Origin of the sequence: Paenibacillus sp. FSL L8-0641 (genome assembly GCF_038006265.1) — a bacterium.
Lineage (GTDB): Bacteria > Bacillota > Bacilli > Paenibacillales > Paenibacillaceae > Paenibacillus > Paenibacillus polymyxa_D.
This window is the reverse complement of record NZ_JBBOUW010000001.1, coordinates 4,456,809-4,481,870: the sequence shown is the minus strand read 5'-3', so window position 1 is coordinate 4,481,870 and position 25,062 is coordinate 4,456,809. Positions and strand designations below refer to the sequence as shown.

Here is a 25,062-nt window from a genome sequence, read left to right as displayed (position 1 = left end):
GATACCAATGGCTAAAAAAGCACCAGATATGGGCGAATATAAATATGGGTTTCGCGACAAGCACCAGTCTATTTTTCAATCTGGAAAAGGTCTGACGGAAGAGATTGTCCGGGAAATTTCCCGAATCAAGGAAGAGCCGGAGTGGATGCTCAATTTTCGGTTGAAAGCTTTGAATCAATTCTACAAAATGGCGATGCCTGAATGGGGAGCGGATTTGACCGAGCTAAATCTTGATGACATCCAGTATTACGTTCGCCCTTCTGAAAAACAGGGAAAGACCTGGGAGGAGGTTCCTTCCGAGATCAAAGCAACCTTTGACAAGCTGGGAATCCCTGAAGCGGAGCAAAAGTTCCTGGCGGGCGTATCCGCTCAATATGAGTCGGAAGTAGTTTATCACAGCATGCGGAAAGAGCTGGAGGATCAGGGCGTTATTTTCCTTGATACGGATAGTGCATTAAAGCAATACCCCGAAGTGTTTAAGCAACATTTTGGGACGATCATCCCTCCCGCCGACAATAAATTTGCGGCGCTTAATAGTGCGGTTTGGTCAGGCGGTAGCTTTGTATACATTCCGAAGGGTGTTCAGTGCGAGGTACCTATACAAGGTTATTTCCGTATTAATTCTGAAAATATGGGTCAATTCGAGCGGACATTAATTATTGCCGAAGAGGGCAGCTTTGTCCATTATGTTGAAGGATGTACAGCACCTATTTATAGTACCAGTTCTCTGCATAGTGGAGTTATTGAAATTATTTGCCGGAAAGATTCCCGTGTCCGTTACACGACCATTCAGAATTGGGCTCCTAATATCTACAACTTGGTAACCCAAAGGGCTGTGGCAGAAGAAAATGCCACAATGGAATGGGTGGACGGCAACATCGGCTCCAAGGTAACAATGAAGTATCCGGCAGTATTATTGAAAGGACGGGGAGCCAAGGGGTCCATCCTGTCTATTGCCGTAGCCGGTAAAGATCAGCATCAAGATGCTGGCGCGAAGGTAATTCACCTTGCTCCCGAGACAACATCTACGATTATATCCAAATCCATCAGCAAGCAGGGCGGAAAAGTAAACTACCGAGGGTTGTCCAGCTTCAGCCGCGATTCCGCAGGGTCCAAGTCCAATATTAAGTGCGATACGTTGATATTGGACCACATGTCAACATCAGATACGATTCCGTACAATGAAATTAAAAACGACCAGATTACTTTGGAGCACGAGGCAACAGTATCCAAAGTGTCCGAGGAACAATTGTTTTACTTAATGAGCCGCGGGCTTACAGAACAAGATGCTACACAAATGATTGTAATGGGCTTTATTGAACCGTTTACCAAAGAATTGCCAATGGAATATGCCGTTGAAATGAATCGGTTGATTCAATTTGAGATGGAAGGAAGCATCGGTTGATTCATTAATTTAATAGATCAAACCTTTATCATTCTTTAAAGAGGTGCTAGTAATGAAGAAAAATAATTCGGACGATTCAGAACTAGCTCAAATTACCCGAGAGATACGAAAACTTCAGTTCTGCTTCAATATGCTGTCAGGATTGAGCGCAAGTTGTGGTGTGATGATACCTTTAGACTCTATTCTTACGCTTATAAGGGAACTTTCGGATCAAGAGGTCACTCTTAGGCAAAAAGCAAAGGATCACTCAGACGATCTAGGGTGAAAAAAGGTATGAATGACGGTTGGTAAAGAAAATGGGAGGAATTGACATAATGGATGAAAATGGAGTTTTATTCGATGAAGTATCGGAAGTTCTTCTCAAACTACGTCCTTTCTTACTGCGTGACGGTGGAGATGCTGAACTGGTCGAAGTTGAGAACGGTATAGCAAAATTAAGATTTTTGGGAGCTTGCAATGGTTGCCCAAGTGCTACGATTACGTTAAAGGTTGCTATTGAGCGCGCAATTCTTGAGGAAATTGATGATATTAAAGAAGTTGTACAAGTGTTCTAAATTCCTTGATACTGAGCAACTGAGTTAGTCCTGTCGCAGACCATAGCTACGGAAGTTGATCCCGCTGCTCAATACCAAAGTACATTGACAGATTACCTTGCGGGTCGAAATCGACGAGCAGCGCTTATCTCCCTTCATTAAACAAGGTATTATCAATATTATATTCGGTATCGAGTGGGAAACCGTGGAGGTTCTAGTCCTCTCGCTCATACACAAAAGGGTGATAAAATGCTTAAAGGCATTTTATCATCCTTTTTATTATATATTCATGATTTTGGCAACAAGGTTAACATGGATTTGACCAGCGCTTTGATCTTATCGTAAGATGATGGTACTGAAAAAACTTTTCTAGTTTACCGAGCGCGAAAGAAATGAGGAAGAATATGCAGGAAAGAATTTTGGAGGCTTTTGTAGATGAAGTTCATGAAAATGGATTGAAATTTACGATGGATGATCTTGCGAAAAGACTCGCTATTAGCAAGCGTACGTTGTATGAAAACTTTTCGTCTAAGACGCTTATTTTAGAAACACTTATTGAGCGTACAAATGATGATATGATTCGAAAAACTGAGCAGATTATCCAAAATAATGAGTTATCTTTGTTAGACAAGATTAAGCAGTCGATTAGGGTCATGCCTCTGTATTATAAGTTTTACGATTTAAGGATATTGGACCAGATGAAAAAGTATTATCCTGAACAATGGAAAAGGGTACATGCCGATTTAAATGATTGGTCTCCGATTAGAACATTAATTCAGGAAGGCATCCGAGAAGGAATTATTGTGAACAAAAATGAGGCTCTGATCATGAAGCTTATTATTGAATCTGTAAATTTAACGCTTGATCAGCGTTTCTTTCTGGATAACAGTGTGACGGTAGAGGAAGCTACTTATTCTATTGTAGATATTTTGTTGTTCGGTTTGGTCGAGAATTAAAAAATAGCCTCAACAATATGCTGCATATTTGAAGAGGCCACTTTTTTATATGAAAACTAAGAAAACATTTTTAGTTTCAATTGTTTTTTGAAAAGGGATAATGAAGTTTACCTGATATCGAATAAAGAGATACGGAAAAGGAAGGGTGGAAATATGTCTATACTCACAAGAAATCGAGGAGCAATGCTGTTATTGATGCTTAACATTTTTTTGGCGTTCATGGGGATTGGCTTAGTTGTCCCTGTATTACCTAAATTTATAAGTGAGCTAGGGATGAATGGTTCTTCGATGGGACTGATGGTTGCAGCTTTTGCGTTGACTCAGCTTTTATTATCACCATTGTCAGGAAAGTTGTCTGATCGTTATGGACGTAAAAAATTGATTGTTTCTGGGATGTTCATCTTCATGTTATCAGAGCTTGTTTTTGGACTGGCTCATTCCATTCCTACCCTGTTCATAGCACGAATCATGGGTGGAGCAGGGGCAGCGTTGCTGACTCCTTCTATAATGGCCTATGTCGCTGACGTGACCTCGTTCGAAGAAAGAGGCAAGGGAATGGGCATGATCAATGCGGCGATCAACACAGGCTTCATAATCGGGCCAGGGATTGGCGGATTGCTTGTCACATATGGAATACGCATTCCCTTCTTTGCGGCAGCTGGAGCTGCGGGAATAGCAGCTATCTTGTCTCTGTTAGTGCTGCCTGAGTCTTTAAGCAAGGAAAAGCAACAATATAATAGAGAGCTTCCACGTCAAAAAGAAAATCTTTTGCAGCAATTTGCCAAGTCATATCAATCTCCATATTTCATGGGTTTACTCATTGTATTTGTCGTTGCTTTTGGGTTAGCGAACTTCGAAACCGTATTTGGACTGTTTGTTGACCATAAATATGGTTTCACACCGATGGATATTGCCATCATCATAACGACAGGCTCCATTTTGGGAGCAGTTGTCCAAGCGACTATATTTGGATGGATCATTAATCGTTTTGGAGAGAAAAAAGTAATTCACCTCTGTTTGGCCATTGGGGGCCTGTTCATTTTTCTAACCTTATTTGCTGAACAGTACGTGATGATTATGCTGACGACCTTCATCATTTTTCTGGCTATGGATATCCTTCGCCCGGCAGTAAGTACTTCTCTATCGCGGCAGGCCGGAGATGAGCAAGGCTTTGTGGCAGGCATGAACTCATCCTATACCAGCTTGGGTAATGTGATTGGACCATTAATTGCAGGACTGTTGTTCGATGTTCATATTAATCTGCCTTATATGGTTGCAGCTATAGCGTTACTGGCTTGTCTCGTCCTTTCACTACGTTCCAAGCAAGCGGGTGAGCAACATTCGATAGCCCGTGCAGCAGAACAGCATAGAGGAGGATAGCCGCAGGTCTATACTCATCCCCGACTTAGGTCTAGGTTCAAAAACCGTCTGGGGTCCGTTTTGTCAAACGCTTGTTCAGCGTACAATAAGGACATAAGCAAGACACAGTGAAAGGCGGTGAGAGATGATGAGAGTTAACAAAGGGAATGGGTTAGCCATTGTACTGATCGTGTTGGGTTCGATTATGCTGCTCGGTAAGTTTACTCCGTTTTTCGGTCACTTTTTAGGACATCTGATTGGTTACTTAATTCCGATAGCTATGGTTATGCTAGGCTACTACGGTGTGAAAAAAGGAAATGCGCTCTTCGGCTGGATCGTACTTGTACTTGGGGTACTGATTTTGCTCGGCAAACTGTCCTGGCTTCTGGGACCACTACTGGCAATCGGGTTGATTATATTTGGTGTTTCCCTGCTGAGTGACCGCAGAAGACGTTACTGATTTTAGCAGTTTAGCGAATGAAGAAATATTGCAGTAACGAAGTTTTAATTATGGGGATACGAATTGTGAAAGGAGCAGATGCAAATGAGTGTTTTTCGAAGAATGCGCGATATTACGGTAGCGACCTTCAATGAGCATTTGGAACAAAGCCAAGACCCAGTGCAACTGATTGACCAGTTCTTGTATAATACCCGCCAGGAAATTGCCGAAGCGGAAAAACTCCATCAACAGTATGCGATGCATACAAGACAGATGAAGCAGCAGTTGGATCATGCATTGTCCATGCAGACCAAACGGGAGGAACAGGCGCTACTGGCTTTGAAAGCTGATGAAGAACATATTGCGAAGCTGGCCCTACAGGAGAAAATGCTATATGCAGAAAAAGAAGAGCAGTATAGAGAATTGTGGGAGCAGAGCCGTGAATCACTACGTGAGCTAGAACAACAGCTAGATACGTTAAAGACAGAATATCAAACGGTACACAGCAAGCGTCAGTATTATGCGGCACGTGTACAGACGTTGAGACTCCAGCAGCAAATGAACGAACGGGCTGGTACATACGGTGGACGAAATGTTCCCCGAATGTTCAACCGCTTGGAAGACCGGGTAGCCGATATGGAAGCAGAAACGATGAGTCTGCGTGATTTACGTCGGGGTGAGGGCGACCATGCACAGGATGCCCAAGGCGGTGGATCGCTGCTCGAACAAGAGTGGGCGAGACTGAAAAGCAAGCTGAACAACAGCGGGAAGGAGTAATTTGATAATGACCCGAATTTACAGATCAAGCCGGGATAGAGTAATAACAGGTGTATGTGGCGGTCTTTCTGACGCAACAGGAATGGACTCAACATGGATTCGTATTCTGGTTGTGATCAGTTTCTTTATTACAGCAGGAACCACATTTATGATTTATGTGATTGCGGCACTGGTTATCTCCAAGGAGCCGAGATCTCCTTTCGATGGAGGATTTGGCCCTGACAGCGGGCCCTACCATCAACAGGATCCACGCTATTATGGCAGTCACAATACAAGATCGCAGTATGGGCAGGGAACTGGTTACAACCAGGGCGGTGCATATGGCAATTCGAACCCGTTTTTTGGTCAAGATGCCCGCAACTCATCCAAATTTAACACAGGTCAGAACAATGACTTGGATTCCATGATGGAAGATATTGAGAAAAAGGCAATGAAAAAAGAATTGGCAGAGTTACGCAAAAAAGTAGAGCAATTTGAGAAGGGAGATCGTAAATAATGGGGATCTTTAAAAGAATGAAGGATATGACAAGAGCATCGGTGAATGAAGTGTTGGATAAAGTGGAAGATCCGATTATTATGTTGAATCAATATCTGCGCGATATGGAGGCGGAAATTCACGAGGCTGAGGTAACGGTTGCCAAGCAAATGGCGAATGAACGACGTATGAAACAGCGTTTAGAGGAAGCGGTACGTGTATCCAATGAGCGTGAGAAGCAAGCCGAATCCGCATTGCGAAATGGTCAGGAAGAAGTAGCGCGCAAGCTGTTGGGAGAGAAGATTTATTTTGTGCAAAAGCAGGACGAATACCGCGACTTGCATACACAAGCTGAGCTTCAAGCAAAAGAATTAGTACAACAGCTTCACGACATGAAAGATGAGTTCTATAAAATGCGCAACAAGCGCAATGAGTTAGTATCCCGTGCTCAAATGGCGAAAGCCAAAAAGCAAATGTCTCAAATCAATAGTTTGCATACGATTGAAAGTGGGTCTGCTTCATTGGGCTTCCACCGTATGGAAGAAAAAATTATGCAAATGGAAGCTGAAGCTGACGTACTGCGTGCTCCTTACCGTCAAGCTCCAGGAGAAGCATATGTTAATCCGGCTGAGGCTGAAAAACAGTTTAAAGTGGATGAGCAGCTTCAACAGCTTAAGTCCAAAATTCAGACAGGTGTTAAACCAGTCGATATGAAGAAGGACTGACTACTCGGAAACAAGACATTATGATATGCTGTATGGAATGGACATTGGTCGATGATCGTGCCTAATCTGTATGGTTCAGGAAAGCCATATGGCGGAATGTTGCGCCACTATGGCTTTTCCGTCCTGTATAAACAAAAAGGGGGTGCAGCATGGAGAGAAGAAAATCAGCCTTGGCACTGGCAGGGATTGGCATCGGGATTATCATTTTATTCGGTCAGTGGATTGGGTTCCTCTCCGTGGTTGCACTGATTCTAATGTTGGCCGGAATATATAAGATCCGCAATTCCAAAATCAAAAAGGGTTACACGATGCTCGCGATTGGTGCTGGATTGCTAGTGCTGGATCATTTGTTCCTGTTTGTGGTAGTTACACTAGCATCATTAGCTATATTCTATTCACGTTCAAGGAAGCTGCATAAAGGTCAAAGCTCCATATTCAAGCACAATTTTATATCGAATCATAAATGGGATGAAGTGCCGTGGAGCCTGCGTAGCACAAGCATATGGCATGTGGTTGGCGATGTGGATGCCGATCTGACGTTGGCTCTACCAGAGGAACGTGAGTCCGTCATATTTTTACAAGGGATCTTCGGTGACATTGATATCACGCTACCGGATAATTACGGTGTAGAGGTGGAGATGTTCGTCCTGTTCGGACAGATTCAGTTTGACCGGGATCATGAGGCGGGGATGCTCAATCGACTGGTTTGGAAGTCTCCCCATTTTGAGCAGAGTGAATATAAAGTGAAGTTTGTCGTTTCGTACTTGGCGGGCGATGTCCGCGTCCGATTTTATTGAATCAGGAGGAGCCGGGATGAATCATAAAAAAACGTCCAACATGGTAACCCGCAGTATGGGTCAAGGTATCCTCCTGTGTGTTGTTGTAGGCGTAGTTGTCTTTTATATGCTGTATACATATGGATATGTGAAGTCGTTTCCAACCTGGGGAATGATATTGAAAGTTGCAGGAGCCGTTATACTGGTGTTGATTGGTACAGGGGCAATGTACGGATTTTATGAGAGCTACCGCTTTAAAAGCAGACTGGAAATGTTGAGAGAGACGTTGCTGATGTGGGAAAAGGGAACCCCTGCACGTGAGTTGCCGCCCCTAGGGCATGATGAACTTGGTAGACTGGGAGAGCAGCTGGAACGGATTGGACGTAAATGGCAGGAACAAGTTACGTCTTTACAACGCTTATCCACGGATAATGCTCAGTTGGCGGAACAGGCACGGATGACTGCGATTGTGGAGGAGCGGCAGCGGCTGGCCAGAGAGTTGCATGATGCCGTATCACAGCAATTATTTGCTATTTCAATGACCGCGACGGCTGTGGGGAGGACGCTGGATAAGGATTTTGATAAAGCACAGCGTCAAGTTGCACTAATTGAAGAAATGTCTTCTGTGGCACAATCTGAAATGCGGGCGTTACTACTTCATCTACGGCCTGTCTATCTGGAAGGGAAAAGGCTTGAGCAGGGGTTGCGTGATTTGGTACAGGAGTTGCAGGCAAAGGTACCCATGGAGATTGATTTTGAGATTGAAAGCGGAGTACAGTTGGTTAAAGGCATTGAGAACCACTTGTTTCGTATTGTTCAGGAAGCGATGTCTAATACATTGCGCCATGCCAAAGCAACCCGCATGGAAATTCGTATCGTGCAACGCCCGGATTCCATCAGGCTGACGATTCGGGATAACGGTATTGGTTTTGAACTGGATGAGAAAAAGCAGACTTCATATGGATTATCCACCATGCAGGAGCGGGTCAGTGAAATTGGAGGGGCTATTCAGTATATAACGGCTCCGGGAAAAGGTACACGGATTGAGGTGTCCGTGCCAGTTATTAATGATGAAAGCGGAAGGAACGATGATCATGGAAACGGAATTACCGATTAGCGTACTGCTGGTAGACGACCATGAAATGGTACGGATTGGTCTTGCGGCGGTGCTGGGGACGGAAGAAGGTATTGAAGTGGTCGGCGAGGCCGGAAGCGGAGAAGAAGGCATACGGTTGGCTTCTGAATACAAGCCAAATGTGATTTTGATGGATCTGGTCATGGATGGCATGGATGGCATCGAAACGACACGCCAGGTAACTCGTCTGCTTCCAGAGACAAAGGTGATTGTGCTGACGAGTTATTTGGACGATGAGAAAATGTATCCGGTCATTGAGGCAGGGGCATTCAGCTATTTGCTTAAAACGTCTCGCGCTTCCGAAATAGCGGATGCGATCCGTGCAGCTGCACGTGGACAGTCCGTACTAGAGTCACAGGTGGCCTCCAAGATGATGAATCGATTCCGCCAGCCACAGGCTGAAGCGCCCGCCCATACGGAGCTGACTGATCGTGAGATGGAGGTACTTCGCCTGTTGGCACAAGGGAAGTCTAATCAGGATATCGCAGACGAGCTGATTATCGGGATTAAGACGGTAAAATTCCATGTCACGAACCTTCTCGCTAAATTAGGAGTGGAAGACCGTACACAGGCGGCGATCTATGCCTATAAGAACGGATTAGCAGAGTAGAATGTAGAATAAACGAATACAAAGAACCGGAGACGATAATAGTTCTCCGGTTTTTTGTGTTCTATAACAAGGTGTTTAGATCAGGAGGAATAAAAAGGCGATTAAAGCCAGATCTAGTGCAAGCCCTGCACCGTATCCATATCCGCCGTACCCACCGCGATAGCCTGCTTTGCCATTTCCATAACTACTATAGCCATTTCCAGCAAATCCGCCTGCGTCATAAGGAAAGGATGGACTCAGAGGTGCATTGGGCGGCTTAATTAAGGCATTTAGTTTGGCAGAGGTGCGAACTTTGTTTTTAGGATTCCTTTTTTTCTTTTTAGAGGAAATCTTTTTAGGGGTTTGTTTTCCTTTGTTACTGTAGCTCCCGGCATAGAGACTGCCAGGAAAGGAGGGTGGATATCCGTTCAACATCAGCTTGCCTTTGCTACACCCACTTAAGATGCCGATGTGTCGTGTACCATCACGCATAACGGCACAGACCAGACGTCCACCATGAGGTGCCACACTGGCTTCATTTACAGGATAAATCGGAAACATGATTTCACCTCTTTTGGTGTAAGATGCATTGTGATCATAGTCTATTCTTACGGTGCCTACGATGTATGGTCGAACACCCAGTAGGCAGATGAATATTTTAGAAGGGCTTTGCCGTATTGCTGTGTGTATAAAACCTCTGACAACGGGAATGCTATTAATAGATTCATAGATTTCAAACCAGCCGAAAAAGAAAGTATTCAGAGCGTAGGTGTGGGAATCGGATGGTTGTGGAGCGGGAGGAACGATAATGCTAAAAGCAGAGTTGATTAGAAAAGGGATTATTACGATTTTGGTAATAGGAACGGTGCTGGTACTGGCTGGCTGGCGTTACGGAACCCTTCAGACAAACCGATATGATTCCCGCGAGGCAGAAACGGCTTTACGCTCATTGTTAACCATCTCGGACCAGGCCCCGGGTACGCTGGATAAGCTGGTTGTGAAGTGGCAAGGCGATTGGATTTCTAACCATGAAGAGCCGGCAGATGTAGCGGCACAGATAGCTGATCAGCTGAATATACCCACAGTAAACAAACTCGTGGAAAATGGACACACGGTTTATCGTTCTGTTCGTAATAGTGAGGATCTAAAAATCCGCTTAAATGTAATGGAACGTCAAACTGGGCAATGGTATGTAGTCGTTCAACTGGAGAGCAACGATGCAGGACGTGAGCCGTTGATTCAGCTTCATAAACTCTGTGCTGAGCAATTAAAGTCTATGGGGATTCAAGCGCAGTGGAACACGGCCCTTCAGCGTTCGCTGCATACAAAGGAATCCAAAGATCAACTGTTGAAACTGACAGAAGCGAGCTTAACAGGGAACATCTCCATGCAGGCCAAAGAAAGATATACGGATGCGACTACTGTGGCTATATCCTATGAAGCTCCAGAGCTGCCGTTAATGATTCAAAGCGGTGAGCATCAGGTCCAGATGCAGATGGCTGTACATGAAGATAAGGAGCAACAGGATACACGTATAACGCTCGGTTTTCCGCTCATCACGATTGAATACTGACTTATAAGGTAAATTGATGATTCATCGGATAGCTTATCCATGTAGGATATGCTAAAATATCATCAAATCTTTAGTTCCATGTTTTTCGAAAATCAAGTATGATCTTGTATAAATATACACAATACTACATGCGGATTTCGGGGATTGTGGATTGCGGAATCTTGACATGGGAAGAATGAGGTACTACATGGCTGACATACCTGCTAAAGAATCTGTTGTGACGCAAGGCGCAGTTCTGTTTATTTTTGGCGCTACGGGCGATTTGGCTCGTCGCAAGCTTTTTCCTGCTATTTACAGCTTGTACCGCGAAGGCAAGCTTGCTGAGGATTTTGCCGTTATTGGTGTAGCAAGGCGTCCTCGCACAGAGGAAGAATTCCGTAATGACCTGTACGCTTCCATACAGGAGTTTAGTCGCTACAAAGCAGAAAATGATCAAGATTGGCAGGCATTTGCCGAGCATTTTGAATATAAATCGCTTGATATCAACAATGTCGAAGGGTTCCATGAGTTGAGACAGCAGACGGAGTCTATAGAAAGCAAGTTTAACATACCGGGAAATCGGTTGTTTTATTTGGCCTTGGCTCCTGAATTATTCGGAAGCGTGTCTAAGAGCTTGAAAGATGGCGGCATGATGGATGGCAAGGGGTGGAATCGTCTTGTCATTGAGAAGCCATTCGGTTATAACCTCGAATCTGCACAAGAATTGAACGTTGAAATACGAGAAGTATTTGCCGAAGAAGAAATTTATCGAATTGATCACTATCTTGGCAAGGAAATGGTACAAAATATTGAGGTGATCCGCTTCGCGAACGCCTTCTTTGAACCACTGTGGAATAATAAGCATATTGCCAATGTGCAAATTACGCTTAGTGAAACGGTAGGGGTGGAGGAACGCGGAGGTTACTACGATCATTCCGGCGCCTTGCGGGATATGGGACAGAACCATATGCTTCAAATGCTAACGATGATTGCGATGGAGCCACCTAGTCGTTTGTTGCCTGAGGATATCCGTGATGAAAAGGTGAAAGTGCTGCGTTCGCTGCGCCCTTTTGAAACGTCTGACGATGTGAAAACCAATGTGGTGCGTGGTCAATACATCGAAGGCAGTTATCGCGGTCAGCAGTTGCCGGGATATCGCCAAGAAGACAAGGTTGATCCGCAGTCAAACACAGAGACTTATTTTGCTTCACGCGTGTTTGTTGATAATTTCCGTTGGGCTGGCGTACCGTTCTATATTCGTACGGGCAAACGTCTCCCTGTAAAAACAACGGAGATTGTTGTGGAATTTAAGAGCATGCCAACGAACGTGTACCTCGGTCAAAAGCATAAGCTGGAACCGAACTTGCTCGTAATTCGGGTCAATCCAATGGAGGGCATTTACATTAAAATTAATGCCAAGAAACCTGGCTCGGAATCAGATATTGAGCCATTGGCTATGGATTTTTGCCAAAGCTGTATGGTGGGCATCAACTCACCGGAGGCTTATGAACGGTTGCTGATGGATGCGATTGAGGGTGATTCGACGTACTTCACGCGTTGGGATGAGGTTGCCACGGCATGGGGATTCGTCGATCGAATCGCCAAAGCATGGCAGCAGACCCCGGATACGCTGGAAACCTATGCTGCAGGCTCATGGGGACCGGAAGGTGCTCACAAGCTATTGGAGCAGGATGGCTTCAAGTGGTGGCCGGTTAGCGGTCAGGATGAAGATAATGTCATCTGGCGAGTAGGCGGCGTTCAGTAATCCCGTTTTGTCCTGCATCCCCCTATGTCCTGTTTAGGACGTAAGGGGATGCTTTGCGTTCGGAGTGTGCTATAATAGCTTAGTCTCAGGTTTTCAGTTTGCAACTGATTATAAGTTAAAGGCAGGCTAAAACATGTAAATAGATCGTATTTATAATGAATATGGTAACGGGGTACGCCGAATAATGGGGCTAACGGAAATGAGCCGATAGAGCCGATGATTTTATGAAAACAGGCGTGCATCATGGCCTTTTTATGAATAGCTTGAGCAGGAATGCAATGGATTTGATCATGAAGGGATATGTGAAATGAGTAAAACAACAGATATACTTCAACAGGAAGTCGACAAACGGCGTACGTTTGCGATTATTTCTCACCCGGATGCGGGTAAAACGACACTAACGGAAAAGCTGCTGCTGTTCGGGGGCGCGATTCGTCTTGCTGGTTCAGTTAAAGCGCGTAAAGCAAGCAAACACGCCACGAGTGACTGGATGGAGATTGAAAAACAGCGGGGGATCTCTGTAACATCCTCAGTGATGCAATTTGATTATAATGGTCACCGCATCAACATTCTGGACACCCCAGGTCACCAGGACTTCAGTGAAGACACGTATCGTACATTAACAGCAGCAGATAGTGCAGTCATGCTGATTGACGTAGCGAAAGGTGTGGAAGCGCAAACGATTAAGCTGTTTCAAGTTTGTGCGAAGCGTGGAATTCCGATTTTCACCTTCATTAACAAACTGGATCGTGAGGGACGCAGTCCTTTTGATTTGATGGAGGAGTTGGAGCAGGTACTTGGCATCCGTTCGGTGCCTATGAATTGGCCGATTGGTACAGGACGCGAGCTGTGCGGTGTCTATGACCGTGTCAAAAATCAGGTCGAGCTGTTTCAGGGAGATGACCATTCCACGATTAAAGTACAAAAAGTGGAAGATTACAATGATCCGATCATTCGTGAGATGGCGGGCGAATATTTGCATGACCAATTATGCCAAGACTTGGAGTTGCTTGATGTCGCGGGTGACCCTTTTGACATGGAGAAAGTACAGCGCGGAGAATTAACACCGGTATTCTTCGGCAGTGCGATTAATAATTTCGGTGTACAAACTTTTTTGGAAAACTTCCTTCAGCTTGCTCCTAAACCGGAGCCACGCCGTAGTACAGCTGGGGAAATTGAGCCAACAAACGAAAAGTTTACCGGCTATGTATTTAAAATTCAAGCGAACATGAACCCGGCTCACCGTGACCGTATTGCATTTTTGCGTATTGTGTCTGGTAAGTTTCAACGCGGGATGAGTGTTAAGCATGTACGGATGGGCAAGGAGATAAAGCTGTCTCAGCCACAGCAGTTCCTGGCACAGGACCGTGATATTGTTGAGGAGGCTTTTCCTGGCGATATTATTGGATTGTTTGACCCGGGTATTTTCCGTATTGGTGATTCACTCAGCCAAGGTAGCGAGGTTGTGTTTGATGAATTGCCGACCTTCTCGCCTGAGATTTTTGCCAAGGTAACGGTGAAAAATGCCTTGAAGCACAAACAGTATCTGAAGGGTATTGACCAGTTGACCGAGGAAGGTATGATTCAGGTTTTCCGTACGGTAAGCTTTGACGATACGCTATTAGGTGTTGTCGGCCAACTGCAATTTGAAGTATTTGAGTACCGCATGAAGGGTGAGTATGGAGTTGATGTACAGCTTCAGCGTATGCCATTCCAATTTGCACGTTGGATTGTGGATGAGCAGATTGACCCGAGCAAGTTCCGTATTAACTCTACGCTGGTAAAGGATAAGAAGGGCAATTATGTCGCCTTGTTCGAAAACGAGTATGCCATGCGTACGGCTATGGAGAAAAACCCGACAGCTAAGTTTCTAGAAATGGCTCCGTAAGATTGAATAAGCAGAACAGTTTGATCTCAGTCATTTAGTGTATACAACGAATAGTCCACTCGATGTGAATGCGAGTGGACTATTTTCATTTTCGAATACGGGTAAAATAATGAGCACAATTAAATTGGAACAAAAAGTTAAATAGCTAGAGCTAGGTTAAAGGCACGGGTTTGATTTTATCGATTTGTTCATGTGCCAAATGGACGAAATCGTGCTGTTGATTTGGGCTCATATGCTTCCAAGCGATTTCAAGAATGACACCCAATCCAGGCAGAGCGGCTTCAGGTCCGTCCACTGACCCAATAATCATATCCGTAAGATCAGCTTCTGATTTGCCGTGTACTTTGTGAACAATTGCTTGTCGTAAATCCATTGTAATGGGCATGTGTACCTCCCGTATGTTGTAGTAGTGATCGAATGTATTATGGCTTGGGCTGTTGTCCAGTATACATGGAGAAGCATTTGGCATAAGTATGTCAAAATTTATGTTTGTAGCATGATATGCTATACTATGACGGACAGTATGGTGATCGGGAGGTAAAGAAGGAATGGCAAAAAAACAGTATGCGGTTATTGGCATGGGACGTTTTGGTTCCAGTGTTGCCAGTGCGCTGAGTGAGATGGGTTTTGATGTGCTGGCTATTGACTCGGACGAGCAGCGTACACAGGAAATGTCGAATATTGTGACGCATGCGGTGTCTGCCGACTCGACGGATGAGGAAGCGCTGCGAGCGCTGGGTATCCGTAATTTTGACGTAATCGTAGTTGCGATTGGCGAAGATATACAGGCCAGTATTCTGACGACATTGATTCTCAAGGACATGGGCGTACCAGCTCTTGTGGTCAAGGCACAAAATGAGCTGCATGGAAAAGTGTTGCAAAAGATAGGTGCAGATAAAGTCGTTTATCCTGAACGGGATATGGGGTTACGGGTAGCCCATCATTTGACATCCCCCAACATTTTGGATTATATCGAGCTGTCCAAGGACTACAGTATTTTGGAGATGAGAGCCGCCGATTCCATGATTGGAAAAAACCTGAAAGAGTTAGACATACGTGCACGCTTCGGCTGCAATGTGATGGCGATTCGCAGAAATCAGGAAATGAACATTTCACCTTATGCCGAGGATCGTCTGGAGCCGGGTGATGTACTGGTCATTGTGGGCCACAAGGATGACCTGACCAAGCTGGAGCTGGCATTTGCAGCCTAATGAGGGCTTGTGTTCAAGTGCAAGTGATACATCATTTATTTTTATTGAAACGGACAAAGAAACGGAAGGTTAAACGAATGGAAATCATTTCACCGAATAATGCGCGTGTAAAAGAGTGGGCGCAACTGCTGGAGAAAAAGCATCGCACACGGCAGCATAAATATATTGTCGAGGGTATTCATCTGGTGCAGGAAGCGCTGCGTTCGGACGCGGCTGTCGAAACCGTCGCCTATGATTTGGACAAGGGCATTCCCGCCGAGCTGAATGGCCTGGATCCAGCAGACCAGCCGGTGGAATGGGTTCCCGTGTCAGCGGCGGTCATTGCAAAATGCACCGATACGAAGACGCCGCAGTCGGTCTTTGCCATCGTGCGTAAGGAGGAGCGCAGCGCATTCCAGGCATTGCTGGAGCAGCCGGATGCACTGGTAATGGTGCTGGACGGGGTGCAGGACCCCGGCAATGTAGGCACTATCATCCGCAGCGCGGACGCTGCTGGAGCCGCAGGCGTAATATTGGGTCATGGCTGCGCCGACCTGTACAATCCCAAAACGATCCGCTCCACGATGGGATCGTTGTTTCACCTGCCGGTGATTGAAGGCAGTCTGGAGGAGCTTTTGCCGCAGGCCAAAAGTAAAGGTGCCCGCTTGCTCAGCACCTCGTTGGATGCGAGCTTGTCATGCTATACCATAGATTTGCGTGCTTCCACTTGGCTTGTGATCGGAAACGAAGGCCAAGGTATTTCTGCTGCTACCGCGCGCATGGTGGATGAGTCGGTATTCATTCCGATGCAGGGGCAAGCGGAATCACTGAACGCGGCGATGGCTTCTACGGTGCTGTTATTTGAGGCCATGAGACAACGAAACTAAGAGAGTGAACATGGGGCTGTGGTTTATAACATCAATTGAGACTGTTTATACCATCTAAATGAGACAGTCAATGTCCCCGAAAACCCAATAAAACCGGTAATTAAGGCTAACCAAATACAAAATTATCTGTTAATGATTAATCTAAGTTTTCTTATTTTATGGTGAAAAAGGACAGAAAATTTTTTATAACAAGAAGTAAGACAAACATTATCTAAAGGGAAAATAACCTCTTCTCGGCTACAATAAAATTTTGTTATATATATTCTTACCTACAGGACATTTTAATATCTAACCTAAACAGTCCCGATGAAAAGCTTTCTATTTCGGGGCTGTTTTTACGTTATAGATGGTAGGTGAAATGATAACCCGTTTTTGGGAAATTGCTATTCCCATTCAAATCTCTTTCTGCTTTTTGGAGGATTACATCCGTCGATACTCAGGCAAAGTTTGTCTTTAGCTTTCGAGGATATTTAGATAATTAGCAAACCTGTTTTTAGATTGTATTGTTAAGCTGAGGCGAAACGGTACCCATCATTTATCTCATTTGTTGATTAATTCTGAGAAATATTAAATTGATATTGTCCGAAGAAAATAAAGTGTTAGACTGAAAAATAAAGTACCAGACTTAGAAAATAAAGTATTAGACTGGTGAGCATTTCATTAAGCCAACTGGCAGAATAGTGAGAGAAAATGAACATTCTTAAAGCGGTGCCACTGAGGGCAGAGGAATAACTGTGTTGATATTAAAGCTGGATGGATTACTATACGAAATATAAAGGTCAAATAGCCGGGTTCATTGAAAGGCAGCGGTACTCCCACTCAAACGAGTAAGGGTGTACTACTGCCGTTTCTTTTTCAGATTCGTTTTTAGATTCCTGGGATTATAGTTGCAAACTTATATAATCAATCTAAGTGAAGCACGGCTTTGCCCGAGAATTTCCGTTCCATAAGATTACGGGCAACGGTGTCAATTTCGGTCCAAGGCGCCTCCACTTGGATTCGTGGGATTAACCGCTCATCTGTGACCAGCCGGGCCAGCAAACTCAGATCGTCCGCGGCTGATTGACGAGTGAGTTCCTCACCTAAAAAGAAGCTGTACAAGGTTCTTCCTCCGCTGGTCACCATATTCTTCATATCGATCATTACGGTATTTGAAGAGGAAAATCCTACCGCAACGCAAATCCCTTGGGGCGCTAGCTGCGGCAGCAACGCCGCCAGTGCATTGCCGCCTACTGAATCGATGATCAGATCGTACGGCCCAAATTTGCTGGCTGATGAAATTGCGGAATATCCAATGATCACTTCGTCGGATCCGACCTCCCGAACAAGCTCAGCCTTCTCTTCCGTGCTTGCCGTACCTACAACGTATGCGCCGGATTGGACTGCAAGCTGATGGGCGAATAACCCAACTCCGCCGCTAGAGCCTGTAATGAAAATCCGTTTGCCAAGCAGCATGCCGCCTTTTCGAAGTGCATAAAGAGCCGTGAGCCCTGCTACGGGGAGGGTAGCCGCCTCCGTAAAAGTGAGTTTGTCTGGGATTTCGGCCAACAACGATACGGGAGCAGCCACTTGCTCGCTCCAGGCTCCCATCGGGAGCAAACCAACAACCCTGGCCCCTTTTTGCGGTCCTGCGCCGTTCTCTGCCGGCTCGATGACAATCCCGGCGAAATCCCAGCCAGGACGGCTAGAAATTTCCTGATTTTTAGCGTCACTCACTTCACCGCGGTTGAGTGAGACGGCCTTCACTTGCACAAGCGCTTCCCATGGCTTAGGCTGCGGGGCGTCAACTTCCTTGAAGGCCAAAAGAGACGGGGCATGCGGATCAATAACAATAGTACGAATCATATCGGTTTTCCTCCATGTTGGTTATGGTCATTAGATGACCTTCATTTCAATGAGGAGTATACTTTAAATAAAGGTTCGGCCCAAGTGCAGAACTACACTTCATAAGAGAAGGGAAGAGAAGATGGATATAGATACGGAGAATTCCAGACATAGAATCGTAATGGGAGAAATTGAAGCCCTGCGGATAAAACGCCAGCAAAAGCTTGTCGATCAACCTCAACCGTCCTTGAAACGATTTACTCAACAAGAGCTAAACGACGAGGCTTTTCCTTCGTATAAAAATTTGCTGGTTGGACGTACCCGCCGCATACCGACCCGCCAGACGATAATAAATATTGCAGAATATCTTGAGTGTACATCCAACGAGCGTAACGATTTGCTTTTGGCAGCCGGTTTTCTTCCAATTCAGACCGAATTGTATGGACGGTCGTTGGAGCGTGCATTAGAGTGGGCTCAGCAAACGATGAGGAGTATTCCTTTTCCCGCCATGGTCGTAACACATACTCAGGACATCAAGGGATTAAATGAGCCGTTTCATCAATTGTTCGAAATCCCTCTGAACCGTTCATATGACGGTTTAATGAATAGGGTCGATTTACATTTTAATTCTGGTTTTCCTATCCGGTCCCGCTCCACGTTTGACAAGGCGTCGTTTAGGCAGTGGGAGGAGCACATCATAAACGGAATACAATCCTTTAAGAGTGAGCACATGCTCTCGCGTTATGATGCGTGGTATCAAAAATTGCTGGATAGAGTTCAGAAATATAACGCGTGCGAATATCTGAGTGTGCCGGATGTAGGGGGAAATGTTGATCAAATACAAACAATTCTAGCCAGAATGGAAAGCTCCGGAGACCTTATTCCCGTACGCTACAGACAGGTTTCGATTTCCGCAGGCGGCCGCTTATATCCGCAAATTGAGGTTTTCCTGCCAGTAGATTCTGCTGCGCGCACAGTTTTCGAGAACCTGGGATGTCCAGCTGATTGTGCATTTGTCTAATCCGACACTTACAAGAGGATGGAATCGAAAAGTTATTGGTAGCTGATAATTCAGAATAGGTGGTTGTTAGTTGAATGACAACAGCGGCAGTCTAAGGCTTTATTTATCAAGTCTTGGTCTGCCGCTGCTTTATATTAATTGTTCAGTCGAAAACCTATTTTTCAAAAGCTGACGATTCTTCAGTTCAAAAACCTCGCTAAATCAACAACTCTAGTCTAATACTTTATTTTCACCGAACAGATATCATATGTCTATTTCGTTTGCTATATGGCTATGCTGGTTATAAAATAAAAAGGGAGGAGATTAAGATTAATTATAAAGATATATATAATTTACATATTCAGCTTCTTAATGTATATGAGAGGAACCAAAAGGATCGCCATCCTTATATGGATTCATACTTTGATTTATCTCTTGTTTCACGAGTAAACCCTAACTAAAATAATGAATTAACAGCTTCATTATCTAGAATAATGTTCGAATATGGGGACTGTTATAGAAATTCACAACAAAAATTACCGCTAGCAGCAGGCAAAATTGCTGCCTAAGAGCCTGTTTCAGTAAGCACTCACCATAGTTTAGACCTGCGGGAGAAGTTTCTCGTATGCAAAAAGATTGGATCGGATCCACAACTATCTAGAAGGGTGATAGATCAATTCATCGCTTATAAATGGGCGAAAGATTTGGCTCTTCAACAACACACTGCGAGTGCGAAAAAAAGTACTCTAATTTAGAGTGGGATTTGACAGCCAAGGAAACAGTTTGTTTCTGTTCCACTATTTGATGTACCTGTTTGTGCTGTTTTCCCAATTCCTGGATATTGAAGATCGAAAAGCATTTGATTTCCTTGTTGCCACTTTTTCAAACTTGGATATATTCTAGCTCTTCTCCCATCTGATTTATAGATAGGGGCTATTTGGCGTTTTTACGTATCCCGAAACTCAAGGAAAACTCGTTTATTAGTGCAATTCTTGGGAGAAGAAATGTTTAAAAAGAAATTGATACTGAAAAGAATGAATAAATGTTTAATTTCCTGGTAAGGATTATAATAAATCTATCATTTTTATGAGTTTTTTTACTCTGTTTTATCCTTAGGTAGTTATAAATATGGAGATTTAATATTCGGCATTGGCGTGCTTTTTTAGGGGGGCTAATGAAGAAGGAAGAAATAATCAGCTATCTATTAGATGATTTTTCTCAAGGGTGGATCGGCTACACTTAGTTGGGCAATAAAAATGAGGGCTTGTAGAATAAACCTATTATCCTAAGGAGCGGATTTCTACAATGCCAAAACAACAACGACGTACCTTTACAGCAGAGTTCAAGAAGCAAATGGTGCTATTATATGAGAACGGAAAGTCCAGAGCGGATCTGGTGGAGGAATATGACCTCACCGCCTCGGCTTTGGATCGCTGGATTAAACAAGGCCAAACGACAGGCTCTTTCTCAGAGAAGGACAATCGCTCGCCAGAAGAGAATGAGCTAATCACTTTACGCAAAGAAGTTCAACGCCTCAAAATGGAAAATGATATTTTAAAGCAAGCCGCGCTGATCATGGGACGAAAGTAGCTATCATTCAGAATAATCGGGATAAATACTCGGTATCAGCATTGTGTGACGTCCTGCAAATCGCAAGAAGTACGTTTTACTATGAAGCCAACGAAGAGTCGCCAGAAGACGAAGTGACCACAGCCATTGTGGACATTTTTCACAAAAATCGAAAAGCGTATGGCACCCGAAAGATTAAAGTTAAGCTTCACGAGCGAGGGCTCGTGGTTTCCAGACGTCGAATCGGTCGGATCATGAAAGAGCAGGGACTGGTTTCGACATACACTGTGGCACAATATAAGCCCATAAAGCCGCTTGTAATGAAGCGGCTATAGCCCATACACTGAACTGCAAGTTCAACCAAACGGAAAGCAAACGCGTGGTGGTCAGTGATCTAACCTATATGAAAGTCCAGAACGAGTGGCACTATATTTGTGTGCTTATCGATCTGTTCAATCGAGAAATGATCGGTCATAGTGCTGGCCCTAATAAGGATGCAGCACTGATTTCTCGCGCCTTTGCGACCGTGAAAGGCGATCTGCATCAGATTCAGTGGTTTCATACCGACCGTGGCAGCGAGTTCAAAAATCAAAAGATGGATGAGCTTTTAGAGACGTTTGAAATCGGTCGATCGCTGAGTGCGAAAGGGTGTCCGTATGACAACGCCGTGGCCGAAGCCACCTATAAGATCATGAAAACGGAGTTCGTGAACCAGATGAACTTTCAAAATCTTCGTCATTTGGAGTTGGAATTATACGATTATGTTCATTGGTTCAACCAGCAGCATCGAACTGATAGAAGATCCATTTTCATTGAGCGATAAATTTACATTTAACAATCTGATTACCTATTTAGAAAAACAAAAAGTATATAATAAAGATGTAATTGATAATTTGAAGAAAGTTAAAAATCTTAGGAATAAAGTTACGCATGGAACTCTCCCATTAATAACAGAATGGGATCCAGATGATCCAAGAAGTAGAGAGGAGAAATTGAATCTGCTAAGAGGAGTAAGTGAAATCCCAGAAGCAAACAAGATTAGTTTGAGAAGTGGTTCTGTGTATTTTGATTGTAGGGAATACGATCTGTCATTAAGATCACTCGATCCTGCAAGCAAGATTGCAGTTATTCAACTAGTATATATTCGAGAAATTTTGATGAGTATATTCAGTGATGAAATGCCCATCGTATAACATAATATTCACGCGGCGGGCATGCCCCTGGGCCCGGCAGAGGGGTTTTATGGGAGTGGGAGCTGCCAGACACCCAGCATACGCTGGGTCGTAAATACAGAAATGTTATCTGAAATACCAGCAACACCAAACAACATAGGAAGCAGATGTTAGTTCCCTTCAGACTTTAGTGTATAATAAAGAACAAAGAAGTGCAGGAAGTATGCATAGTGAGCATTGAAGAGAAACTTATTCAAGACTTTTTGGCATTGCCTGATGACAAGAAAATTGAAGTGATTGATTTCGTTGAATTCCTAAAGAATCGTAGCAATAAGCAAATGGAGTCGATCATGGACGATATTGTGAATGAAAATATTGAGGCACTTAGGGAGTTAGCTAAATGAAGAGTCTTAGTCTGGGACAAATTCTTGAATTCCATACTAAGATTATTAAGGCAACTAGTGGCTCCGATGGAGTTAGAGATCTTGGACTAATTGAAAGTGCTCTAAAGAAAGCAGAAGCAGCTTTCGATGGACAGGAACTTTACGAAGGAAGTATAAAGGAAATATCTGTCATTACATTTGCTTAATAAAGAATCATGGATTTATTGATGGGAATAAACGAATAGGGGTAGCAACAATGCTGCTTTTACTACGTTTAAATGAGATTTCTGTAAAGTACGAGCAAGAAGAATTAGTTGAATTGGGATTGAAGACTGCAGAAGGTAAATTCACAGAAGAGAACATACAAAAATGGATAGAAGAGCATCAAGTGTAGAAGTGGCTTGGTGTTCTTCTTTTGTAAGAACGACTGAAGGTAATTCAAAGTAGGCTGTTACATCTAACATAATATTCATGCTGCGGACTTTCGTCCTGGGTCCGGCATTCGCTGAGTCGTGAATATAGGAACGTTATCCGAAAGAACCCTAAATCGATTAAGAGATGAGGAGCATTTGATGACCTATAAATCAATTTTAATAGATCAATTAACTGCATGTTATAACGATAAGAGTTGGTTCATTCCTCTTGCGGATATACTGGATGATCTAACAGCAACGGAAGCAGTTACTGAGAATGACAATAAACAAACCATATGGTCCATAGTGAATCATCTTATTTATTGGAATGAAACATGGCTTGAGCGTTTTAAGGCAGGAGAATTTATATTAAATAATGCTATTAACAATGATGAGACATTTTCTTTGACTCAAGATCAATTGAATGATTTAGGCTGGAAGGAAACATTAAATAGACTTGAGAATGTATTTAGCAATTGGAGAGTTATTTTAGAAGAAACAGATGAATCAAAGCTCACAAAACAACTTCCAGAATATTTTAATGCTCCTTGGTGGGGAGTTGTTTCTAATTTAAGTATTCATAATGCATATCATATCGGACAAATCATGTTGTTAAAGAAACAAATTCGAGTTAAATAATGTTTTTAGGTTGTTCCCAGATGAGGGGGCAGCATATGCAGAGCTGGTCGTCCGGCCAGGAAGTGATTTGGCTTGGTAAATCAAGCTCAAAAAAAAGGCACGTTTTCAGTTTTGAAAATGTGCCTTTTTTGCCATTAATTTAAAGTCGAAATGGCAAACGTAACAATGAGTGTCATCTGCTTAATTTGCGCCCTTCTTTGTCAAGAAACAACAGTTCGTAGTATTTTTTGGGTCGCCCTTTACTGTTGTCTCGTTTTTCAAATACCGTTTGTACGTATTTACTTTCTTCAATTTTGTTAAGGATACGGTTTGCACCTCTGACGGTCATGGACAGGCACCCAGCAACATCCTCAGAGGATAATTTATTTGTTCTCATGATTTCTGCATAAGACATGATTTTTTGCAAGTTGATGTTGTTTATTCCGATAGTTTTGGCTAACGCGATGATTTCCGGGTCCCCCTGTTCAGAGAACTGTATGACATTCATGCTCCGCATTGGGCCGATAACCTTCTGATCCTCGTTTATAAAAAAGCTGCAGCTGCCCGTAAAGGCTTCCGCCTGTCTGTGAGCTTTGGTGGCGTTAATGTTAGCTTGAAAATATTCATGTCCCGAGCCCCACCCGATCTTCACCTTGTCGCTTATGCGCTCTTCCAGATACTCCAGTAGGGTGCAGTTATGCGCGTTAGTGGTGATTTTCATGAAATTTCCGTAGGTGGTGTATAGTCTGACAAAGCCTTCCGAAATTTGGGCCGTGTCTGCCAGATTCACGCTGCGCAGAAACCTGCCGACAAGGACCTTTAGCTCATGAAGCTGCTCTTCAGATAGCGGATCCGCCGTTCTGGTCGATAAGCATGCGACAACTGCCCTCTGACTCTTAAGCTTGAGGATAGTAATCTCGTTGATGATCTCTCTTATGGTCTCTTTAACGTTTTCCAAAGTGGGCCGGATTAAGATATATCTGACTCCGTGCTTTTTGAGTTCTGGAACAAAGTGGCCGAACGCGGTGATGGACAAGTCTATTTTCTTGTCTTCCCATAGAGTGATATGGTTCTCCAGCATTGTCTCCACCCGTTCGAGCAGATCACCGCTGTCAATGGGCTTTCCCTCATGAGTCAGGTATTGCTGGAATTCGCTGAAAGACTTGATTATATACGCATAATCCACATAGATCCGGGATATATCAAGCCCAGGTTCTGTAACCAGCAGCCGGAAAAGTTCCCTGTAAAGCAGGTTTTCATCATCCTGCAAAATGTGAACAGGTACTTTTTCATCCAGGCATTCCTTATCGATTGACTCGTAAAGCATCCTGCCACTGATCACAAATCCATCCACCGAATCTAAGTTTTTGAGATAGATGTCTGTTGTTTCCCGGAAGTTACTGATTGTAAGAAACCTGAACTGACATAAGGGCCGCATTTCTTCTTCAATGGCGCGGAAATAGTCCATATGGGTCTCAGGCGTGATAATACCCAGCTTGATTTTCATGATAGATTCCTTTCATAAACAGTTCAATCAAAAGAGTTATATCACAATAAATGTGATATTTCAATGTTCCGGCAGCCTCTAAAATAATGTTCTTAAAATGTCTTATTTTCTCTTGACAGCGAATG

25 protein-coding genes and 3 pseudogenes are annotated in these 25,062 nt (G+C 43.9%); 24 read left to right on the top strand and 4 right to left on the bottom strand.

The window, feature by feature from the left end; genetic code table 11:
* The first annotated feature begins 7 nt into the window (after nt 1-7).
* From sufB to MKY16_RS20285, 11 genes are all read left to right on the top strand, one after another.
* A complete protein-coding gene (sufB, locus tag MKY16_RS20335) occupies nt 8-1,405 on the top strand; it encodes a Fe-S cluster assembly protein SufB (RefSeq protein ID WP_165148429.1) in 1,398 nt (465 codons plus the stop codon).
* 314 nt (nt 1,406-1,719) lie between these two features.
* A complete protein-coding gene (locus MKY16_RS20330; protein ID WP_013373004.1) occupies nt 1,720-1,959 on the top strand; it encodes a NifU family protein in 240 nt (79 codons plus the stop codon).
* 383 nt (nt 1,960-2,342) lie between these two features.
* On the top strand, nt 2,343-2,894 hold the full coding sequence (locus tag MKY16_RS20325; RefSeq protein WP_029518165.1) for a TetR/AcrR family transcriptional regulator: 552 nt from the start codon (nt 2,343-2,345) through the stop codon (nt 2,892-2,894).
* Between the two features lie 129 nt (nt 2,895-3,023).
* Entirely contained in the window at nt 3,024-4,274 is a 1,251-nt protein-coding gene (locus MKY16_RS20320; protein WP_340957605.1) for an MFS transporter, read from the top strand.
* A gap of 127 nt (nt 4,275-4,401) precedes the next feature.
* Nucleotides 4,402-4,713 (top strand): LiaF transmembrane domain-containing protein, encoded by a 312-nt coding sequence (locus MKY16_RS20315; protein WP_013311898.1) that lies wholly within the window; start codon nt 4,402-4,404, stop codon nt 4,711-4,713.
* Between the two features lie 84 nt (nt 4,714-4,797).
* On the top strand, nt 4,798-5,469 hold the full coding sequence (locus MKY16_RS20310; RefSeq protein WP_013311897.1) for a PspA/IM30 family protein: 672 nt from the start codon (nt 4,798-4,800) through the stop codon (nt 5,467-5,469).
* Between the two features lie 7 nt (nt 5,470-5,476).
* A complete protein-coding gene (locus MKY16_RS20305) occupies nt 5,477-5,965 on the top strand; it encodes a PspC domain-containing protein (RefSeq protein WP_165148435.1) in 489 nt (162 codons plus the stop codon).
* Nucleotides 5,965-6,669, top strand: coding sequence for a PspA/IM30 family protein (locus tag MKY16_RS20300; RefSeq protein WP_013311895.1), 705 nt, complete (start codon nt 5,965-5,967; stop codon nt 6,667-6,669). The genes MKY16_RS20305 and MKY16_RS20300 overlap by 1 nt, the downstream gene beginning before the upstream one ends.
* Before the next feature lie 149 nt (nt 6,670-6,818).
* Entirely contained in the window at nt 6,819-7,466 is a 648-nt protein-coding gene (gene liaF, locus MKY16_RS20295) for a cell wall-active antibiotics response protein LiaF (protein WP_165148438.1), read from the top strand.
* A gap of 16 nt (nt 7,467-7,482) precedes the next feature.
* A complete protein-coding gene (locus tag MKY16_RS20290) occupies nt 7,483-8,562 on the top strand; it encodes a sensor histidine kinase (RefSeq protein ID WP_165148441.1) in 1,080 nt (359 codons plus the stop codon).
* Entirely contained in the window at nt 8,540-9,190 is a 651-nt protein-coding gene (locus tag MKY16_RS20285; protein ID WP_013372995.1) for a response regulator, read from the top strand. Before MKY16_RS20290 ends, MKY16_RS20285 begins: the two co-directional genes overlap by 23 nt.
* A 75-nt stretch (nt 9,191-9,265) precedes the next feature.
* On the opposite strand, the gene MKY16_RS20280 is transcribed toward MKY16_RS20285, so the two are convergent.
* Entirely contained in the window at nt 9,266-9,730 is a 465-nt protein-coding gene (locus MKY16_RS20280) for a hypothetical protein (RefSeq protein WP_340956800.1), read from the bottom strand.
* A 247-nt stretch (nt 9,731-9,977) separates the two neighbouring features.
* Between MKY16_RS20280 and MKY16_RS20275 the strand changes: the two genes are divergently transcribed.
* The 3 genes from MKY16_RS20275 to MKY16_RS20265 all read left to right on the top strand — a co-directional run bounded on the left by MKY16_RS20275 (nt 9,978) and on the right by MKY16_RS20265 (nt 14,374).
* Nucleotides 9,978-10,742 (top strand): YwmB family TATA-box binding protein, encoded by a 765-nt coding sequence (locus MKY16_RS20275; protein ID WP_069012592.1) that lies wholly within the window; start codon nt 9,978-9,980, stop codon nt 10,740-10,742.
* A 187-nt stretch (nt 10,743-10,929) separates the two neighbouring features.
* The gene (zwf, locus tag MKY16_RS20270; protein WP_029518173.1) at nt 10,930-12,486 is read left to right on the top strand and encodes a glucose-6-phosphate dehydrogenase; all 1,557 of its coding nucleotides are present in this window, start codon (nt 10,930-10,932) and stop codon (nt 12,484-12,486) included.
* A gap of 307 nt (nt 12,487-12,793) precedes the next feature.
* Entirely contained in the window at nt 12,794-14,374 is a 1,581-nt protein-coding gene (locus MKY16_RS20265; protein WP_029518174.1) for a peptide chain release factor 3, read from the top strand.
* A gap of 151 nt (nt 14,375-14,525) precedes the next feature.
* Here MKY16_RS20265 and MKY16_RS20260 read toward each other — a convergent pair whose 3' ends face one another.
* On the bottom strand, nt 14,526-14,759 hold the full coding sequence (locus tag MKY16_RS20260) for a small acid-soluble spore protein SspI (RefSeq protein WP_016819939.1): 234 nt from the start codon (nt 14,757-14,759) through the stop codon (nt 14,526-14,528).
* A gap of 160 nt (nt 14,760-14,919) precedes the next feature.
* Here MKY16_RS20260 and MKY16_RS20255 point away from each other — a divergent pair.
* Nucleotides 14,920-15,585: pseudogene (locus MKY16_RS20255) on the top strand (potassium channel family protein); the annotation flags it as partial.
* A gap of 77 nt (nt 15,586-15,662) precedes the next feature.
* Nucleotides 15,663-16,451, top strand: coding sequence for a TrmH family RNA methyltransferase (locus tag MKY16_RS20250; RefSeq protein WP_340956799.1), 789 nt, complete (start codon nt 15,663-15,665; stop codon nt 16,449-16,451).
* 903 nt (nt 16,452-17,354) lie between these two features.
* Here the strand turns inward: MKY16_RS20250 and MKY16_RS20245 are convergent.
* On the bottom strand, nt 17,355-18,296 hold the full coding sequence (locus MKY16_RS20245; RefSeq protein ID WP_029518176.1) for a zinc-binding dehydrogenase: 942 nt from the start codon (nt 18,294-18,296) through the stop codon (nt 17,355-17,357).
* Nucleotides 18,297-18,417: 121 nt separating this feature from the next.
* Between MKY16_RS20245 and MKY16_RS20240 the strand changes: the two genes are divergently transcribed.
* From MKY16_RS20240 to MKY16_RS20210, 8 genes and pseudogenes are all read left to right on the top strand, one after another.
* Nucleotides 18,418-19,296: a hypothetical protein gene (locus tag MKY16_RS20240; RefSeq protein ID WP_340956796.1), complete on the top strand. Its 879-nt coding sequence runs from the start codon at nt 18,418-18,420 to the stop codon at nt 19,294-19,296.
* A 1,284-nt stretch (nt 19,297-20,580) separates the two neighbouring features.
* A pseudogene (locus MKY16_RS20235) lies at nt 20,581-21,622 on the top strand (IS3 family transposase); the annotation flags it as partial.
* A 34-nt stretch (nt 21,623-21,656) separates the two neighbouring features.
* Entirely contained in the window at nt 21,657-22,037 is a 381-nt protein-coding gene (locus tag MKY16_RS20230) for a hypothetical protein (protein ID WP_029518179.1), read from the top strand.
* Between the two features lie 209 nt (nt 22,038-22,246).
* Entirely contained in the window at nt 22,247-22,420 is a 174-nt protein-coding gene (locus tag MKY16_RS20225; protein WP_080658656.1) for a DUF2281 domain-containing protein, read from the top strand.
* Nucleotides 22,417-22,605, top strand: coding sequence for a hypothetical protein (locus tag MKY16_RS20220; RefSeq protein ID WP_204366477.1), 189 nt, complete (start codon nt 22,417-22,419; stop codon nt 22,603-22,605). The genes MKY16_RS20225 and MKY16_RS20220 overlap by 4 nt, the downstream gene beginning before the upstream one ends.
* A pseudogene (locus tag MKY16_RS26160) lies at nt 22,584-22,634 on the top strand (hypothetical protein); the annotation flags it as partial. The gene MKY16_RS20220 and the pseudogene MKY16_RS26160, both read left to right, overlap by 22 nt.
* 21 nt (nt 22,635-22,655) lie before the next feature.
* Complete coding sequence (locus MKY16_RS20215) at nt 22,656-22,793, top strand: hypothetical protein (RefSeq protein WP_340933144.1); 138 nt, start codon at nt 22,656-22,658, stop codon at nt 22,791-22,793.
* A gap of 178 nt (nt 22,794-22,971) precedes the next feature.
* Nucleotides 22,972-23,451: a DinB family protein gene (locus MKY16_RS20210; protein ID WP_069012594.1), complete on the top strand. Its 480-nt coding sequence runs from the start codon at nt 22,972-22,974 to the stop codon at nt 23,449-23,451.
* 172 nt (nt 23,452-23,623) lie between these two features.
* On the opposite strand, the gene MKY16_RS20205 is transcribed toward MKY16_RS20210, so the two are convergent.
* Complete coding sequence (locus tag MKY16_RS20205) at nt 23,624-24,937, bottom strand: hypothetical protein (protein ID WP_029518181.1); 1,314 nt, start codon at nt 24,935-24,937, stop codon at nt 23,624-23,626.
* Nucleotides 24,938-25,062 lie beyond the last annotated feature (125 nt).

What these genes read in the sequence shown, in the direction of transcription:
- MKY16_RS20310 (WP_013311897.1), top strand. Translation starts at nt 4,798, where the DNA reads ATGAGTGTTTTTCGAAGAATGCGCGATATTACGGTAGCGACCTTCAAT.
- MKY16_RS20325 (WP_029518165.1), top strand. Translation starts at nt 2,343, where the DNA reads ATGCAGGAAAGAATTTTGGAGGCTTTTGTAGATGAAGTTCATGAAAAT.
- MKY16_RS20245 (WP_029518176.1), bottom strand. Translation starts at nt 18,296, where the DNA reads ATGATTCGTACTATTGTTATTGATCCGCATGCCCCGTCTCTTTTGGCC.
- MKY16_RS20265 (WP_029518174.1), top strand. Translation starts at nt 12,794, where the DNA reads ATGAGTAAAACAACAGATATACTTCAACAGGAAGTCGACAAACGGCGT.
- MKY16_RS20215 (WP_340933144.1), top strand. Translation starts at nt 22,656, where the DNA reads ATGCTGCTTTTACTACGTTTAAATGAGATTTCTGTAAAGTACGAGCAA.
- MKY16_RS20330 (WP_013373004.1), top strand. Translation starts at nt 1,720, where the DNA reads ATGGATGAAAATGGAGTTTTATTCGATGAAGTATCGGAAGTTCTTCTC.
- MKY16_RS20305 (WP_165148435.1), top strand. Translation starts at nt 5,477, where the DNA reads ATGACCCGAATTTACAGATCAAGCCGGGATAGAGTAATAACAGGTGTA.
- MKY16_RS20290 (WP_165148441.1), top strand. Translation starts at nt 7,483, where the DNA reads ATGAATCATAAAAAAACGTCCAACATGGTAACCCGCAGTATGGGTCAA.
- MKY16_RS20210 (WP_069012594.1), top strand. Translation starts at nt 22,972, where the DNA reads ATGACCTATAAATCAATTTTAATAGATCAATTAACTGCATGTTATAAC.
- MKY16_RS20240 (WP_340956796.1), top strand. Translation starts at nt 18,418, where the DNA reads ATGGATATAGATACGGAGAATTCCAGACATAGAATCGTAATGGGAGAA.
- MKY16_RS20300 (WP_013311895.1), top strand. Translation starts at nt 5,965, where the DNA reads ATGGGGATCTTTAAAAGAATGAAGGATATGACAAGAGCATCGGTGAAT.
- MKY16_RS20280 (WP_340956800.1), bottom strand. Translation starts at nt 9,730, where the DNA reads ATGTTTCCGATTTATCCTGTAAATGAAGCCAGTGTGGCACCTCATGGT.
- MKY16_RS20275 (WP_069012592.1), top strand. Translation starts at nt 9,978, where the DNA reads ATGCTAAAAGCAGAGTTGATTAGAAAAGGGATTATTACGATTTTGGTA.
- MKY16_RS20260 (WP_016819939.1), bottom strand. Translation starts at nt 14,759, where the DNA reads ATGCCCATTACAATGGATTTACGACAAGCAATTGTTCACAAAGTACAC.
- liaF (WP_165148438.1), top strand. Translation starts at nt 6,819, where the DNA reads ATGGAGAGAAGAAAATCAGCCTTGGCACTGGCAGGGATTGGCATCGGG.
- MKY16_RS20205 (WP_029518181.1), bottom strand. Translation starts at nt 24,937, where the DNA reads ATGAAAATCAAGCTGGGTATTATCACGCCTGAGACCCATATGGACTAT.
- MKY16_RS20220 (WP_204366477.1), top strand. Translation starts at nt 22,417, where the DNA reads ATGAAGAGTCTTAGTCTGGGACAAATTCTTGAATTCCATACTAAGATT.
- sufB (WP_165148429.1), top strand. Translation starts at nt 8, where the DNA reads ATGGCTAAAAAAGCACCAGATATGGGCGAATATAAATATGGGTTTCGC.
- MKY16_RS20250 (WP_340956799.1), top strand. Translation starts at nt 15,663, where the DNA reads ATGGAAATCATTTCACCGAATAATGCGCGTGTAAAAGAGTGGGCGCAA.
- MKY16_RS20285 (WP_013372995.1), top strand. Translation starts at nt 8,540, where the DNA reads ATGGAAACGGAATTACCGATTAGCGTACTGCTGGTAGACGACCATGAA.
- zwf (WP_029518173.1), top strand. Translation starts at nt 10,930, where the DNA reads ATGGCTGACATACCTGCTAAAGAATCTGTTGTGACGCAAGGCGCAGTT.
- MKY16_RS20315 (WP_013311898.1), top strand. Translation starts at nt 4,402, where the DNA reads ATGAGAGTTAACAAAGGGAATGGGTTAGCCATTGTACTGATCGTGTTG.